The 15,765-nt window shown below is 67.9% G+C and carries 11 protein-coding genes, 3 rRNA genes and 1 pseudogene; 12 read left to right on the top strand and 3 right to left on the bottom strand.

The window, feature by feature from the left end; translation table 11 throughout:
* The first annotated feature begins 30 nt into the window (after positions 1–30).
* The 5 genes and pseudogenes from IF09_RS41085 to IF09_RS0134275 all read left to right on the top strand — a co-directional run bounded on the left by IF09_RS41085 (position 31) and on the right by IF09_RS0134275 (position 7,582).
* Positions 31–1,555: ribosomal RNA gene (locus IF09_RS41085) — 16S ribosomal RNA — on the top strand.
* Between the two features lie 282 nt (positions 1,556–1,837).
* Positions 1,838–4,917 (top strand): 23S ribosomal RNA (locus IF09_RS0134290).
* Between the two features lie 71 nt (positions 4,918–4,988).
* A 5S ribosomal RNA gene (gene rrf / locus IF09_RS0134285) occupies positions 4,989–5,081 on the top strand.
* The 16S, 23S and 5S rRNA genes sit together here, the layout of an rRNA operon.
* A 236-nt stretch (positions 5,082–5,317) precedes the next feature.
* Positions 5,318–6,625 (top strand): annotated as a pseudogene (locus tag IF09_RS48645) (hypothetical protein); the annotation flags it as partial.
* A 96-nt stretch (positions 6,626–6,721) separates the two neighbouring features.
* Positions 6,722–7,582 carry a tetratricopeptide repeat protein gene (locus tag IF09_RS0134275; RefSeq protein WP_030302588.1) on the top strand — a complete coding sequence of 287 codons (861 nt, stop codon included), beginning with the start codon at positions 6,722–6,724 and terminating at the stop codon, positions 7,580–7,582.
* A gap of 69 nt (positions 7,583–7,651) precedes the next feature.
* On the opposite strand, the gene IF09_RS0134270 is transcribed toward IF09_RS0134275, so the two are convergent.
* On the bottom strand, positions 7,652–8,923 hold the full coding sequence (locus IF09_RS0134270) for a DUF1015 family protein (RefSeq protein ID WP_030302586.1): 1,272 nt from the start codon (positions 8,921–8,923) through the stop codon (positions 7,652–7,654).
* Between the two features lie 108 nt (positions 8,924–9,031).
* Here IF09_RS0134270 and IF09_RS0134265 point away from each other — a divergent pair, with 108 nt between their 5' ends.
* Genes IF09_RS0134265 through IF09_RS0134255 form a run of 3 tightly spaced genes read left to right on the top strand, consistent with a single transcriptional unit; the run spans position 9,032 to position 12,217 of the window.
* On the top strand, positions 9,032–10,063 hold the full coding sequence (locus IF09_RS0134265; RefSeq protein ID WP_030302584.1) for an HAD hydrolase-like protein: 1,032 nt from the start codon (positions 9,032–9,034) through the stop codon (positions 10,061–10,063).
* Between the two features lie 49 nt (positions 10,064–10,112).
* Positions 10,113–11,159, top strand: coding sequence for an iron chelate uptake ABC transporter family permease subunit (locus IF09_RS0134260; protein ID WP_199920527.1), 1,047 nt, complete (start codon positions 10,113–10,115; stop codon positions 11,157–11,159).
* Positions 11,156–12,217: a FecCD family ABC transporter permease gene (locus tag IF09_RS0134255; protein WP_030302581.1), complete on the top strand. Its 1,062-nt coding sequence runs from the start codon at positions 11,156–11,158 to the stop codon at positions 12,215–12,217. The genes IF09_RS0134260 and IF09_RS0134255 overlap by 4 nt, the downstream gene beginning before the upstream one ends.
* Here the strand turns inward: IF09_RS0134255 and IF09_RS48115 are convergent.
* Positions 12,189–12,311 (bottom strand): hypothetical protein, encoded by a 123-nt coding sequence (locus tag IF09_RS48115; protein WP_267882195.1) that lies wholly within the window; start codon positions 12,309–12,311, stop codon positions 12,189–12,191. The genes IF09_RS0134255 and IF09_RS48115 overlap by 29 nt on opposite strands.
* Here IF09_RS48115 and IF09_RS0134245 point away from each other — a divergent pair.
* On the top strand, positions 12,304–13,149 hold the full coding sequence (locus tag IF09_RS0134245; RefSeq protein WP_199920526.1) for an ABC transporter ATP-binding protein: 846 nt from the start codon (positions 12,304–12,306) through the stop codon (positions 13,147–13,149). The genes IF09_RS48115 and IF09_RS0134245 overlap by 8 nt on opposite strands.
* A gap of 73 nt (positions 13,150–13,222) precedes the next feature.
* On the opposite strand, the gene IF09_RS0134240 is transcribed toward IF09_RS0134245, so the two are convergent.
* Positions 13,223–13,570: an alkyl sulfatase C-terminal domain-containing protein gene (locus tag IF09_RS0134240; protein ID WP_030302577.1), complete on the bottom strand. Its 348-nt coding sequence runs from the start codon at positions 13,568–13,570 to the stop codon at positions 13,223–13,225.
* A 65-nt stretch (positions 13,571–13,635) separates the two neighbouring features.
* Here IF09_RS0134240 and IF09_RS0134235 point away from each other — a divergent pair, with 65 nt between their 5' ends.
* The 3 genes from IF09_RS0134235 to IF09_RS0134225 are packed head-to-tail and all read left to right on the top strand — an operon-like array spanning position 13,636 to position 15,723.
* On the top strand, positions 13,636–13,944 hold the full coding sequence (locus IF09_RS0134235) for a hypothetical protein (RefSeq protein WP_030302576.1): 309 nt from the start codon (positions 13,636–13,638) through the stop codon (positions 13,942–13,944).
* A gap of 7 nt (positions 13,945–13,951) precedes the next feature.
* Positions 13,952–14,767 carry a TlyA family RNA methyltransferase gene (locus IF09_RS0134230; RefSeq protein ID WP_030302574.1) on the top strand — a complete coding sequence of 272 codons (816 nt, stop codon included), beginning with the start codon at positions 13,952–13,954 and terminating at the stop codon, positions 14,765–14,767.
* On the top strand, positions 14,764–15,723 hold the full coding sequence (locus IF09_RS0134225) for an NAD kinase (RefSeq protein ID WP_078613633.1): 960 nt from the start codon (positions 14,764–14,766) through the stop codon (positions 15,721–15,723). The genes IF09_RS0134230 and IF09_RS0134225 overlap by 4 nt, the downstream gene beginning before the upstream one ends.
* Positions 15,724–15,765: the final 42 nt, after the last annotated feature.

Raw genomic sequence — 15,765 nt, 5'->3', positions numbered from 1 at the left:
CGTGTGTGTGCACCGGATTACCGGTAAACATTCATGGAGAGTTTGATCCTGGCTCAGGACGAACGCTGGCGGCGTGCTTAACACATGCAAGTCGAACGATGAAGCCCTTCGGGGTGGATTAGTGGCGAACGGGTGAGTAACACGTGGGCAATCTGCCCTTCACTCTGGGACAAGCCCTGGAAACGGGGTCTAATACCGGATAATACTCCTGCCTGCATGGGCGGGGGTTGAAAGCTCCGGCGGTGAAGGATGAGCCCGCGGCCTATCAGCTTGTTGGTGGGGTAATGGCCCACCAAGGCGACGACGGGTAGCCGGCCTGAGAGGGCGACCGGCCACACTGGGACTGAGACACGGCCCAGACTCCTACGGGAGGCAGCAGTGGGGAATATTGCACAATGGGCGAAAGCCTGATGCAGCGACGCCGCGTGAGGGATGACGGCCTTCGGGTTGTAAACCTCTTTCAGCAGGGAAGAAGCGAAAGTGACGGTACCTGCAGAAGAAGCGCCGGCTAACTACGTGCCAGCAGCCGCGGTAATACGTAGGGCGCAAGCGTTGTCCGGAATTATTGGGCGTAAAGAGCTCGTAGGCGGCTTGTCACGTCGGATGTGAAAGCCCGAGGCTTAACCTCGGGTCTGCATTCGATACGGGCTAGCTAGAGTGTGGTAGGGGAGATCGGAATTCCTGGTGTAGCGGTGAAATGCGCAGATATCAGGAGGAACACCGGTGGCGAAGGCGGATCTCTGGGCCATTACTGACGCTGAGGAGCGAAAGCGTGGGGAGCGAACAGGATTAGATACCCTGGTAGTCCACGCCGTAAACGTTGGGAACTAGGTGTTGGCGACATTCCACGTCGTCGGTGCCGCAGCTAACGCATTAAGTTCCCCGCCTGGGGAGTACGGCCGCAAGGCTAAAACTCAAAGGAATTGACGGGGGCCCGCACAAGCGGCGGAGCATGTGGCTTAATTCGACGCAACGCGAAGAACCTTACCAAGGCTTGACATATACCGGAAAGCATTAGAGATAGTGCCCCCCTTGTGGTCGGTATACAGGTGGTGCATGGCTGTCGTCAGCTCGTGTCGTGAGATGTTGGGTTAAGTCCCGCAACGAGCGCAACCCTTGTCCTGTGTTGCCAGCATGCCCTTCGGGGTGATGGGGACTCACAGGAGACCGCCGGGGTCAACTCGGAGGAAGGTGGGGACGACGTCAAGTCATCATGCCCCTTATGTCTTGGGCTGCACACGTGCTACAATGGCCGGTACAATGAGCTGCGATACCGTGAGGTGGAGCGAATCTCAAAAAGCCGGTCTCAGTTCGGATTGGGGTCTGCAACTCGACCCCATGAAGTCGGAGTCGCTAGTAATCGCAGATCAGCATTGCTGCGGTGAATACGTTCCCGGGCCTTGTACACACCGCCCGTCACGTCACGAAAGTCGGTAACACCCGAAGCCGGTGGCCCAACCCGTAAGGGAGGGAGCTGTCGAAGGTGGGACTGGCGATTGGGACGAAGTCGTAACAAGGTAGCCGTACCGGAAGGTGCGGCTGGATCACCTCCTTTCTAAGGAGCACAGTACCGATTGCAGACAAATGTTCTGCACGGTCAGCTCATGGGTGGAACGTTGATTAGTTGGCACGGTTTCCAAAACTCTCTGTAAGTACTGCTTCGGCGTGGAACACAGTGAAGTGGAGGGGATCGTGCTTGGCACGTTGTTGGGTCCTGAAGGTACGGCCGTATGGTCTTGTCTTCAGTGCCGGCCCCAGTGAACTCGCCAGCTTGTCTGGTGGGGTGATGGGTGGCTGGTCGTTGTTTGAGAACTACACAGTGGACGCGAGCATCTGTGGCCAAGTTTTTAAGGGCGCACGGTGGATGCCTTGGCACCAGGAACCGATGAAGGACGTGAGAGGCCGCGATAGGCCCCGGGGAGCTGCCAACTGAGCTTTGATCCGGGGGTGTCCGAATGGGGAAACCCGGCAGTCGTCATGGGCTGTCACCCGCTGCTGAACACATAGGCAGTGTGGAGGGAACGAGGGGAAGTGAAACATCTCAGTACCCTCAGGAAGAGAAAACAACCGTGATTCCGGGAGTAGTGGCGAGCGAAACCGGATGAGGCCAAACCGTATGCGTGTGATACCCGGCAGGGGTTGCGCATGCGGGGTTGTGGGAATTCTTTTGACCGGTCTGCCGGCCGGTCGGCGAGTCAGAAACCGTTGATGTAGTCGAAGGACATGCGAAAGGTCCGGCGTAGAGGGTAAGACCCCCGTAGACGAAACATCAGCGGCTTGCTTAAGAATCTCCCAAGTAGCACGGGGCCCGAGAAATCCCGTGTGAATCTGGCGGGACCACCCGCTAAGCCTAAATATTCCCTGGTGACCGATAGCGGATAGTACCGTGAGGGAATGGTGAAAAGTACCGCGGGAGCGGAGTGAAATAGTACCTGAAACCGTGTGCCTACAAGCCGTGGGAGCGTCGCCGTTGTTCTTCGGAACAACGGTCGTGACTGCGTGCCTTTTGAAGAATGAGCCTGCGAGTTAGCGGTGTGTAGCGAGGTTAACCCGTGTGGGGAAGCCGTAGCGAAAGCGAGTCCGAATAGGGCGATTGAGTTGCACGCTCTAGACCCGAAGCGGAGTGATCTAGCCATGGGCAGGTTGAAGCGGAGGTAAGACTTCGTGGAGGACCGAACCCACCAGGGTTGAAAACCTGGGGGATGACCTGTGGTTAGGGGTGAAAGGCCAATCAAACTCCGTGATAGCTGGTTCTCCCCGAAATGCATTTAGGTGCAGCGTCGTGTGTTTCTTGCCGGAGGTAGAGCACTGGATAGGCGATGGGCCCTACCGGGTTACTGACCTTAGCCAAACTCCGAATGCCGGTAAGTGAGAGCACGGCAGTGAGACTGTGGGGGATAAGCTCCATGGTCGAGAGGGAAACAGCCCAGAGCATCGACTAAGGCCCCTAAGCGTACGCTAAGTGGGAAAGGATGTGGAGTCGCAGAGACAACCAGGAGGTTGGCTTAGAAGCAGCCACCCTTGAAAGAGTGCGTAATAGCTCACTGGTCAAGTGATTCCGCGCCGACAATGTAGCGGGGCTCAAGCGTACCGCCGAAGTCGTGTCATTGCAGCAATAGGGCCAACGCCCGCTGTGATGGGTAGGGGAGCGTCGTGTGCCGGGTGAAGCAGCAGCGGAAGCTAGTTGTGGACGGTTCACGAGTGAGAATGCAGGCATGAGTAGCGATACACACGTGAGAAACGTGTGCGCCGATTGACTAAGGGTTCCTGGGTCAAGCTGATCTGCCCAGGGTAAGTCGGGACCTAAGGCGAGGCCGACAGGCGTAGTCGATGGACAACCGGTTGATATTCCGGTACCCGCTTTGAAACGCCCAATATCGAATCAGGCGATGCTAAGTCCGTGAAGCCGTTCCGGACCCTTCGGGGAAAGGAAAGTGGTGGAGCCGACGAACCAGACTTGTAGTAGGTAAGCGATGGGGTGACGCAGGAAGGTAGTCCAGCCCGGGCGGTGGTTGTCCCGGGGTAAGGGTGTAGGCCGAGGGGTAGGCAAATCCGTCCCTCATATAAGGCTGAGACCTGATGCCGAGCCGATTGTGGTGAAGTGGATGATCCTATGCTGTCGAGAAAAGCCTCTAGCGAGTTTCATGGCGGCCCGTACCCTAAACCGACTCAGGTGGTCAGGTAGAGAATACCGAGGCGTTCGGGTGAACTATGGTTAAGGAACTCGGCAAAATGCCCCCGTAACTTCGGGAGAAGGGGGGCCATCACTGGTGATCGGATTTACTCCGTGAGCTGGGGGTGGCCGCAGAGACCAGCGAGAAGCGACTGTTTACTAAAAACACAGGTCCGTGCGAAGCCGTAAGGCGATGTATACGGACTGACGCCTGCCCGGTGCTGGAACGTTAAGGGGACCGGTTAGTGCGCTTTCGGGCGTGCGAAGCTGAGAACTTAAGCGCCAGTAAACGGCGGTGGTAACTATAACCATCCTAAGGTAGCGAAATTCCTTGTCGGGTAAGTTCCGACCTGCACGAATGGCGTAACGACTTCTCGACTGTCTCAACCATAGGCCCGGTGAAATTGCACTACGAGTAAAGATGCTCGTTTCGCGCAGCAGGACGGAAAGACCCCGGGACCTTTACTACAGTTTGATATTGGTGTTCGGTTCGGCTTGTGTAGGATAGGTGGGAGACTTTGAAACCCCAACGCCAGTTGGGGTGGAGTCGCCGTTGAAATACCACTCTGGTCGTGCTGGATGTCTAACCTCGGTCCGTGATCCGGATCAGGGACAGTGTCTGATGGGTAGTTTAACTGGGGCGGTTGCCTCCCAAAGGGTAACGGAGGCGCCCAAAGGTTCCCTCAGCCTGGTTGGCAATCAGGTGTTGAGTGTAAGTGCACAAGGGAGCTTGACTGTGAGACCGACGGGTCGAGCAGGGACGAAAGTCGGGACTAGTGATCCGGCGGTGGCTTGTGGAAGCGCCGTCGCTCAACGGATAAAAGGTACCCCGGGGATAACAGGCTGATCTTCCCCAAGAGTCCATATCGACGGGATGGTTTGGCACCTCGATGTCGGCTCGTCGCATCCTGGGGCTGGAGTCGGTCCCAAGGGTTGGGCTGTTCGCCCATTAAAGCGGTACGCGAGCTGGGTTTAGAACGTCGTGAGACAGTTCGGTCCCTATCCGCTGTGCGCGTAGGAATATTGAGAAGGGCTGTCCCTAGTACGAGAGGACCGGGACGGACGAACCTCTGGTGTGCCAGTTGTCCTGCCAAGGGCATGGCTGGTTGGCTACGTTCGGGAGGGATAACCGCTGAAAGCATCTAAGCGGGAAGCCTGCTTCAAGATGAGTATTCCTAGGCCAGATGTGGAAGCCCGGTAACGGGTGGAGCTGACTGGTACTAATAGGCCGAGGGCTTGTCCTCAGTTGCTCGCGTCCACTGTGTTAGTTCTGAAGCAACGAACAGTTGCTGGTTTCTAGAGCTGGAACACAACTACAAAGTGTAAACGCCCGGTTACATTCCGAACCCGGAAGCTAAGCCTTTCAGCGCCGATGGTACTGCAGGGGGGACCCTGTGGGAGAGTAGGACGCCGCCGAACAATCTTTCAAAGGACCCTTGGTCCAGCGTTCAACGCTGGACCAAGGGTCCTTTTTGTTTTTCACCTCTTTACGCCGAAGCGCGGCCATGGGTTGGTTGCGCGAGAATGACTAGCGGTACCCCGAAGACAGGAGTCACACCCATGTCCAACTCTCCCGACGATCGTCCGGAGCGCGAGCCTCGTCGCAACGACGGCGGTGACAGGGGCGGCTACCGCGGGGGCCGTGACGACCGTGGCGGTGACCGTGGTGGCTTCCGCCGCGACGACCGCGGTGGCCGGCCCACCGGTGGCGGTGGCGGCGGTTTCCGCCGTGACGACCGCGGTGGGCGTCCCGCCGGCGGCGGCGGTGGCGGTTTCCGTCGCGACGACCGCGGTGGCGACCGTCCGTCCTACCCGCGTCGTGATGACGACCGCGGTGGGCGTCCCTCGTACCCCCGTCGCGATGACGACCGTGGTGGTTTCCGCGGTGGTCGTGACGACCGCGGTGGCGACCGTCCGTCCTACCCGCGCCGCGACGACCGCGGTGGCGACCGTCCCTCCGGTGGCGGTGGCGGCGGTTTCCGCCGTGACGACCGCGGTGGTGACCGTCCGAGCTTCCCGCGTCGTGATGACGACCGCGGTGGGCGTCCCTCGTACCCGCGTCGGGACGACGACCGTGGTGGTTTCCGCGGTGGTCGTGACGACCGTGGCGGCGACCGTCCGTCGTACCCGCGCCGCGACGACCGCGGTGGCGACCGTCCTTCCGGTGGCGGTGGCGGCGGTTTCCGCCGTGACGACCGTGGTGACCGCCCGACCGGCGGCGGCTTCCGCGGCCGCGAGGACCGTCCCTCCTACCCGCGTCGTGACGACCGGGGCGGGGACCGCCCGAGCTACCCGCGCCGCGATGACCGCGGTGACCGGCCCGCCGGCGGCGGTTTCCGCCGTGACGACCGGGGCGAGCGTCCCTCGTACCCCCGTCGTGATGACGACCGTGGTGGTTTCCGTGGCGGTCGTGACGACCGTGGCGGCGACCGTCCGTCCTACCCGCGTCGTGACGACCGGGGCGGGGACCGCCCGAGCTACCCGCGCCGCGATGACCGCGGTGACCGGCCCGCCGGCGGCGGTTTCCGTCGCGACGACCGGGGCGAGCGTCCCTCGTACCCCCGTCGTGATGACGACCGTGGTGGGCGTCCCTCGTACCCCCGTCGCGATGACGACCGTGGTGGTTTCCGCGGTGGTCGTGACGACCGCGGTGGCGACCGTCCGGCCTACCCGCGCCGCGACGACCGCGGTGGCGACCGCCCGTCGTTCCGTCGCGACGACCGGGGCGACCGGCCGTCCTACCCGCGTCGTGATGACGACCGCGGTGGGCGTCCCTCGTACCCGCGTCGGGACGACGACCGTGGTGGTTTCCGCGGTGGTCGTGACGACCGCGGTGGCGACCGTCCGGCCTACCCGCGCCGCGACGACCGCGGTGGCGACCGCGGCGGGTTCCGCGGCCGTGATGACCGTGGCGGCGACCGTGGCGGCTACCGCGGCGGCCGTGACGACCGCGGCGGCGACCGCGACTACCGTGCGGACCGCGACCGGGACCCGGTCAAGCGGCTTCCGATCGACGAGGACGTCACCGGTCTCGAGATCGACGCCGATGTGCGCCAGGAGCTCCTGAGCCTGCCCAAGGGGCTGGCCGAGGAGGTCTCCCGGAACCTGGTCATGGTGGCCCGGCTGATCGACGAGGACCCGGAGCAGGCGTACGCGTACTCGCGCATCGCCCTGCGCCTGGCCTCCCGTGTCGCCGCCGTGCGCGAGGCCGCCGGCTTCGCCGCGTACGCCACGCAGAAGTACAGCGAGGCGCTCGCGGAGTTCCGCGCCGCCAAGCGCATGACCGGATCCGTCGAGCTGTGGCCCGTGATGGCCGACTGCGAGCGCGGCCTCGGCCGCCCCGAGCGCGCGCTGGCCATGGCCGGCGAGCCCGAGGTGCAGAAGCTGGACAAGGCCGGCCAGGTCGAGATGCGCCTGGTCGCCGCCGGTGCGCGGCGGGACATGGGGCAGCTCGAAGCCGCCATCGTGACCCTGCAGAGCCCGGAGCTGGCCTCCCACTCCGTCCAGCCGTGGACCGCGCGTCTGCGCTACGCCTACGCCGACGCCCTGCTGGCGGCCGGCCGTGAGGACGAGGCGCGCGAATGGTTCGCCAAGACGGTCGAGGCGGACAAGGACGGCTCGATGGACGCCTCCGACCGGCTCGCCGAGCTGGACGGGGTCGAGTTCGTCGACGCGCTCGACAGCGATGAGCCGGACGAGATCGACGACGAGGACGACGAGCAGGACGACGCCGAGGTGGCCGCTGCCGAGCGCGCGTCCGACCAGGCCGAGTACTACGACGAGGACGACGAGGAGTACGAGCCCCTCGAGCGCTCCGAGGCGGACGCCGACGTCGCCGTCACCGACGAGATCGTCGTCGGTGACGAGGACCGGGACGACGAGCAGGGCCAGGCCGGCGACAAGGCCTGAGTGCTGAACCGGCTCGCATGAGAAAGGGCGGTACCCCTCCGGGGGTGCCGCCCTTTTTCGCGTCCGCGGTCAGTCCAGGCTGCGCAGCACCAGGCCGGTGGCCGGCTTCGGGCCGAACGAGGTGGACTTGCGGGGCATCGTGACGCCCTGGCGGGCCAGGTCCCGGACGACTTCCTCCCGTACGGGGTGCAGCAGGACCGCGGTGCCGCCGTGGCGCTCGGCCATGGCGACGGTGGCCGCCGCGTCGTGGATGTACGTGATCTGGTCGGGGGTGTCGGGGATCTGCCACAGGGCGTCGAGCAGCGTCGCGTGCAGGACGGTCGCGTCCAGCCGGCGCCAGGCCTCGGGGCGGTCGCGGCGTACGGTCCGCTCGAGGAGGTCCAGGTCCGGGTCGGTGACCAGGTGGAAGGTGCCGTCGCCGGTCAGGAGGAAGGCGTTGCCCCGCTCCGCGGCGTCGGCGAGGGCCTCCAGGGCGAGCGGCAGCGGGCCGTCGACCGGGCGGACCCGGAAGCGGCCCCGGACTGCGGCCAGGGCGTCCGCGGGCGGGAGGCGGCGCAGCATTCGGTGGATGGCGCGGACCTGGAGCGGGTAGCGGGCCGTGTCGACGAGGAGGACGAGGCCGAAGTCCCAGGCGGTGGGGGACTGGTGCTCCTCCTGGAGGCGCAGGTACGTCGCCCAGCGGTGGTGTCCGTCGGCGATGAGGGCCTGGCGGTGGCCCAGGTCGGCGGTGACGGCGGCCAGGTCGGCGGGGTCGGTGATGGCCCAGAGCCGGTGCCGGAAGCCGTCCTCGGTGGTGGTGGCCAGCAGGGGCGGGCCCCCGGCGGTCCGCTCGACGACCTCCGCGGCGCCGGCTGCGGGATCTTCGCCGCGGTAGGTGAGGAGGAGGGGTTCGAGATTGGCCGATGCGGCACGCATCAGGCCGGCCCGGTCGGTGACCACGTCCGGCATGACGTCCTCGTGCGGGAGCACGATGCCGGCGTCGGGCTGCGTGAGGGCGAGGGCGCCGATGACGCCGCGCTGGAGCAGGCCGCCCTTGCGCTGCTCGTAGACGTAGAGCGCCGGCTCGGGGTCGGCGCTGAGGATGCCCTTGGCGAGCCAGTCGTGCAGGGTGCGTGCGGCCTGTTCGTTGCGTGCGGCGGGGGTGTCGGCCTGCGGAAGGATCAGGCGGACGATGTTGTGCGGGTCGGCGGACTCGAGGTGGTCGACGCCGTCGGGGCGTACGACCACGTCGTACGGCGGTGAGGTGACGGCGGCCAGGCTGCCGACACGCTCCGGGACGTAGCGCAGTCCATGGAAGGGGATCAGACGCAGCCCGTCGTCCGCAGTACCAGATGTGGTCATTGGTGCATGGTAAGACGCGTCTCGCGATGCGGGATGATCGGGTGAGCAAGACCTCGGCGCAAACGCAACGAGGCCGATCGAGGACCGAACGGACAGGGAGCCGACAGGATGACCCGGCAGAGCAGGACGAGTCCGGCGGGCAGCGAGCGCAGCCTGCACCAGGCGTACGACACGGCCCTGCTGGACCTGGACGGCGTCGTGTACGCGGGCGGTGAGGCCATCGCGTACGCGGCGGAGTCCCTCGCCGCGGCCCGGGCCGGGGGGATGCACCTCGCGTACGTCACGAACAATGCGCTGCGCACTCCCGGCGCGGTTGCCGAGCACCTGGGCGAGCTGGGGATCCCGACCGAGGCAGCCGAGGTGATCACCTCGGCGCAGGCCGTGGCCCGGCTGATCTCGGAGCAGGTGGAGCCGGGGTCGAAGGTGCTGGTGATCGGTGGCGAGGGGCTGCGGGTCGCGCTGCGCGAGCGGGGGCTCGTACCGGTGGAGTCCGCGGACGAGGAGGGCCTCGCGGCGGTGGTCCAGGGGTACGGGGGCCCGGACCTGCCGTGGTCGCGGTTCGCGGAGGCCTCGTACGCGATCCACCGCGGGGTGCCGTGGTACGCGTCGAACACCGATCTGACGATTCCGGGGGCGCGCGGGATCGGGCCCGGGAACGGGGCCGCGGTGGAGGTCGTACGGATCGCCACGGGCGCGGAGCCGCAGGTGGCGGGCAAGCCGCTGCCCCCGATGCACCGGGAGACGGTGCTGCGGACCGGGGCGGAGCGGCCGCTGGTGGTCGGGGACCGGCTGGACACGGACATCGAGGGGGCCTTCAACGGGGAGGTGGACTCGCTGCTGGTGCTGACCGGGGTGACGGACGCGGCGCAGCTGCTGCGGGCCGAGCCGCGGCACCGGCCGACGTACGTGGACCGGGATCTGCGCGGGCTGTTGACGGGGCAGCCTGAGGTCGCGGCGGCCGGGGAGGACTTCCGTTGCGGGGGCTGGACCGCGGTGGCGGGGGAGGGCGTACTGGAGCTGCGGGGCGAGGGCGATCCGGTCGACGGGCTGCGGGCGCTGTGCGCGGCGGCCTGGACGCAGGCGGGGGACGGCTCGTGTGCGCTGGACGCGGGGAAGGCGCTGGCCCGGATCGGGTTGTAGGCGGATCCTGCAGGCCAGGTCGGGTGCAGGGTAGGCTAACCTAACTTCCGTGTTGGTCGAGAGTCCCCCTGAACAGAGCGCGGCGCCGGTCGCCGCCGCCCGCCCGCGCCATGCGGCGCGCGCCGCCGGTCTGCTCGGCGCCCTTGCGGTGCTGGCGCTGGTCGCGGTGGCGAGCATCGCCGTGGGCGCCAGGCAGATGCCCCTCGACCAGGTCTGGCACGGCCTGTTCCACTACGCGGGGACGCCGTCCGACGTGGTGGTGCGCGATCTGCGGGTCCCGCGCACCCTCCTCGGGCTGATGGTCGGGCTCGGGCTCGGCCTGTCCGGCGCGGTGATGCAGGCGCTCACCCGCAATCCGCTGGCCGAGCCGGGCATCCTCGGGGTCAACGCGGGCGCCGCGGCCGCCGTGGTCTCGGCGATCACCTTCCTCGGGGCCTCCTCGCTCAGCCAGTTCGTGTGGTGGGCCTTCCTCGGCGCCGCCGTCGTCTCCGTCGTGGTGTACGTGCTCGGCGGCAGCCGCAGCGCGACCCCGGTGCGCCTCGCGCTCGCCGGTACGGCGGCCAGCGCGGCCCTGGTGGGCTACATCAACGCGGTTCAGCTGATGGACAGCAAGGCGCTGGACAAGCTGCGCTTCTGGACCGTGGGCTCGCTGGCCTCCGCGAACATGGACACCGTCCGCCAGGTCGCGCCCTTCCTGCTGGCCGGCGCGGTGATCGCGCTGTCGCTGGGCCGGCCGCTCAACGCGATGGCCATGGGCGACGACACCGCCCGGGCCCTCGGCGCCCACCTGACGCGGACCCGGATCGGCGCCATGGTGGCCATCACCCTGCTGTGCGGGGCGGCGACCGCAGCCTGCGGGCCGATCGTCTTCATCGGGCTGATGATCCCGCACCTGGTGCGGATCATCACCGGGCCCGACATGCGGTGGGTGCTCGCCTACTCGGCGGTCCTCTCGCCGGTGCTGCTGCTGGGCGCGGACGTCATCGGCCGGGTCGTCACCCGGCCCGCCGAGCTCCAGGTCGGCATCGTCACCGCGCTGATCGGCGGACCCGTCTTCATCTACCTCGTCCGGCGCAAGAGGATGGCCCAGCTGTGACCGTCGACCTTCGGGCGGACAAGCCCGGATCCCGTCACCTGCGCGGCCCGGGCGGGCTGTCCCTGCGGACGGAGCCGCGTGCGCTGGCGGTCGGGCTGCTGCTCGCCGTGGCCGCGGTGGCGATGGGCGTCGTGCTCATCGGCACCGGTGACTTCGAGATCGCGCCGTGGGACGTCGTACAGACCCTGCTGGGCAACGGCACTCCGGCGCACGACTTCATCGTCAACGACCTGCGGCTGCCGCGGGTGCTGGTCGCTCTGCTGGTGGGCGCGGCGCTCGGCATGGCCGGCTCGGTCTTCCAGTCCGTCTCGCGCAACCCGCTCGGCTCCCCGGACCTGCTCGGCTTCAGCTACGGCTCGTCGGTCGGCGCGCTCACCGTGATCGTCCTGTTCAAGGGCGGCGCGACCGAGGTGGCGGCGGGTGCGCTGGTGGGCGGGCTGCTCACCGGCGTCCTCGTCTACCTGCTGTCGTACAGGCGCGGCATCCACGGCTACCGGCTGGTGCTGGTCGGCATCGGCGCCTCCGCGATGCTCGTCGCCGTCATCAACTACCTGCTGACCAAGGCCCAGCTCGTCGAGGCCACCCGGGCGATGGTCTGGCTGACCGGCTCGCTCGCCGGCCGGGACTGGAGCCAGGTCTGGCCCCTGCTGGGGACCTGCGCGGTGCTGTTCCCGCTGGTCCTCGGGCAGGGCCGGGCCCTGCGCATGATGGAGATGGGCGACGACGCCGCATACGCCCTCGGGGTGCGGGTGGAACGTACACGGATGCTGCTGATGCTGGCGGCCGTCCTGCTGACCACCGCGGCCGCCGCGGCCGCCGGGCCCATCTCCTTCGTCGCCCTGGCCGCGCCCCAGCTGGCCCGGCGCCTGACCCGCTCGCCCGGCTCGAACCTGTTCACCGGCGCGCTGATGGGCTCCGTCCTGCTGCTCGTGTCCGACTGGGCCTCGCAGCGCGCCTTCGGCGCCGACCAGCTGCCGGTGGGCGTGGTGACCGGGCTGGTCGGCGGTGTCTATCTGCTCTGGCTGCTCGTCACCGAGCGCAGGGCGGGACGTATATGAGCAGGTCCACGAGCACGTCCACGAGCACGTCCACGTCCACGAGCACGTCCACGAGCACGTCCACGAGCACGTCCACGAGCACGTATATGAGCAACTCAAGGAGTACGCACGTGCAGCGGCTGACCGCGCAGAACGTGACCCTCGGCTACGAGCAGCGGGTCATCGCCGAGAACCTGTCGGTGGAGATCCCCGACCACTCGTTCACGGTGATCGTGGGCCCCAACGCGTGCGGCAAGTCCACGCTGCTGCGGGCCCTGTCGCGGATGCTGAAGCCCTCCGCCGGGCAGGTGCTGCTGGACGGGCAGGCCATCGGGTCGATGCCGGCCAAGAAGGTCGCCAAGACGCTGGGCCTGCTGCCGCAGTCCTCGATCGCGCCGGACGGGATCACCGTCGCCGACCTGGTCTCGCGGGGCCGCTACCCGCACCAGGGGCTGCTGCGGCAGTGGTCGCCGGAGGACGAGCGGATCGTCCTCGAGTCGATGGCCTCGACCGGGGTCGCCGAGCTCGCGGACCGGTCGGTGGACGAGCTGTCGGGCGGGCAGCGGCAGCGCGTGTGGATCGCGATGGCGCTGGCGCAGCAGACGCCGCTGCTGCTGCTGGACGAGCCGACCACGTACCTGGACATCCAGCACCAGATCGACGTGCTGGATCTGTGCGCGGAGCTGCACGAGACGCAGGGGCGGACGCTGGTGGCGGTGCTGCACGACTTGAATCATGCGGCCCGGTACGCCACGCACCTGATCGCGATGCGGGGCGGCCAGGTCGTCGCGCAGGGGCCGCCGGCCGAGGTGGTCACGGCGGAGCTGGTGGAGGAGGTCTTCGGGCTGCGCTGCCAGATCATCGACGACCCGGAGACGGGGACGCCGCTGGTGATACCTGCGGCGCGCAAGCCACTGGCCGGGCGGTTGACGGGTTCCGGTGCCGTGGGCTGACGCGCCGGGGGCTCCGTCTCCGGACCACCCCCGCGCCTCGAAAGCCGGCGGGCCGGATGTGCCGGGCCGAAACCTACAGCAGGCTCTTGAGGCGCAGCAGGTCGCGGAAGCCGGCTTCCAGGCGGACTCGGCCGGAGGCCCAGGCCTTGGCGAACTTCAGCTCGCCCGCCACCATCGCCACCAGGTCGTCGCCGGTCATCGCGAGCCGGATGTCGGCCTTGGCGGCGGGCGGGCCCGGGGAGACCGCGTCGACCCGGATCCGGCCGCCTTCGAGGCGGCCGGTGAAGGTCTGGTCCAGGTCGGTGATGTGGCAGCTCAGGGAGCGGTCCAGCGCGGCAGCGCCCCGCACGTTGCCGTCGGCCCGTGCGAGGTTTCCGGAGAGTTGGTGGAGTGCGGCTCGGCACTCGTCGATCGTAGCCATCGTGATCTCGACCGTACCGCAGAGCCGTGCGCGGCCGCCCGGGTGCTTCGGGGTAGCGTCGGGGCATGACCGACGACTTGGCCGACGCGGTGGTGAGCGTACCGGACGTATCGGATGTTCCGGATGAAACGGGTGCGTCTGATGCATCCGGCGTATCCGGGGAAGCGGCTCCCGGGCCCGAGCCCCTCGGCCTCGTCCGCACGCCCACCGGCCATGCCGGGGTCGACGCGCACCTGGCGCGGCTGGCCGATGCCGATCACCTCACTGCGGACGGACACGTCACGGTGTACGAGGATGTGCACAGGGGGTTGCGTGACGCGCTGACCGCGCTGGACGCGCCGCCCGTCCCCGGTCCGTACGAAAACAGGAGCTGAACCGAACGTGGCAGGAGTGGCACGCCGCCGCCTGGACGCCGAACTGGTACGCCGCAGCATGGCCCGCTCGCGCGAGCACGCCGCCCAGCTGATCGCCGCCGGACGGGTGACCGTCGGCGGCGCCACCGCGACCAAGGCGGCCACCCAGGTCGAGACCAGTGCGGCCCTCGTGGTCCTCAAGGACGACAGCGACCCCGACTACGTCTCCCGGGGCGGCCACAAGCTGGCCGGCGCGCTGGCGGCCTTCCAGCCGCAGGGCCTGGCCGTCGAGGGCCGCCGGGCGCTGGACGCCGGCGCCTCCACCGGCGGTTTCACCGACGTGCTGCTGCGCGCGGGCGTGGCCCACGTCATGGCCGTCGACGTCGGCTACGGGCAGCTTGCCTGGTCGCTGCAGAGCGACGACCGGGTCACCGTCAAGGACCGTACGAACGTCCGCGAGCTGACGGTCGAGCAGCTCGACGGGGTGCCCGTCGACCTCGTCGTCGGCGACCTGTCCTTCATCTCCATCGGCCTGGTGCTGCCGGCCCTGGTGCGCTGCTGCGCGCCGGACGCGGACCTGGTGCTGATGGTCAAGCCGCAGTTCGAGGTCGGCAAGGACCGGCTCGGCAGCGGCGGCGTCGTGCGCAGCCCGGAGCTGCGGGCCGAGGCCGTGCGCGAGGTGGCGGCCCAGGCGGCGAAGCTGGGGCTCGGCGTGCTCGGGGTGACCGCGAGTCCGCTGCCGGGGCCGTCGGGGAACGTCGAGTACTTTCTGTGGCTGCGGGCGGGGGCACCGGCACTCGACCCGGCGGATGTTGACCGTGCAGTGGCGGAGGGGCCGCAGTGACTGATTCAGCGGATACACCGGGTACATCGGGCACGTCCGGATCGGAGACCTCCGGTTCGACGGCGGGGCGGACCGTCTTCCTGCTCGCGCACACCGGGCGGCCGGCGGCCATCCGCAGTGCCGAGCTGGTCGTGCAGGGCCTGCTGAAGAGCGGGCTGGGCGTACGGGTCGTGGAGTACGAGGCGAGGGACCTGCCGCTGCCGCCCGAGGTGGAGCTGGTCTCCGAATGCACCCCCGCGGTGCTCGAGGGCTGTGAGCTGCTGATCGTGCTGGGCGGCGACGGGACCCTGCTGCGCGGCGCCGAGTTCGCGCGCGGCTCCGGGGTGCCGATGCTGGGCGTGAACCTGGGCCGGGTGGGCTTCCTCGCGGAGGCCGAGCGGGACGACCTGGACAAGGTCGTGGACCGGGTCGTGACGCGTGCGTACGAGGTCGAGGAGCGGATGACCCTCGACGTGCTCGTACGGACGAACGGCGACGTGGTCCACCGGGACTGGGCGCTGAACGAGGCCGCCGTCCAGAAGGTGTCCCCCGAGCGGATGCTCGAGGTGGTCCTGGAGATCGACGGGCGCCCGGTGTCCGGCTTCGGCTGCGACGGGATCGTCTGCGCGACCCCGACGGGTTCGACGGCGTACGCGTTCTCCGCGGGCGGGCCGGTGGTCTGGCCGGAGGTGGAGGCGCTGCTGATGGTGCCGATCAGCGCCCACGCGCTGTTCGCGAAGCCGCTGGTGACCTCGCCGGACTCGGTGCTGGCGGTGGAGGTGCAGACCGGGGTCCCGCACGGGGTGCTGTGGTGCGACGGCCGCCGGATGCTGGAGCTGCCGGCCGGGGCCCGGGTGGAGGTGCGGCGCGGGGCGGTGCCGGTGCGGCTCGCCCGGCTGCACCACGCGTCGTTCACGGACCGGCTCGTCGCGAAGTTCGCGCTGCCGGTGTCGGGGTGGCGCGGAGCACCCCACTAGACCCGCCTCAATAGCACATGCGTTCGGGAAACTCTCGACGGG

The organism is Streptomyces katrae, from assembly GCF_000717655.1.
Lineage (GTDB): Bacteria > Actinomycetota > Actinomycetes > Streptomycetales > Streptomycetaceae > Streptomyces > Streptomyces katrae_B.
This window is presented reverse-complemented; position numbering and strand designations above follow the sequence as displayed.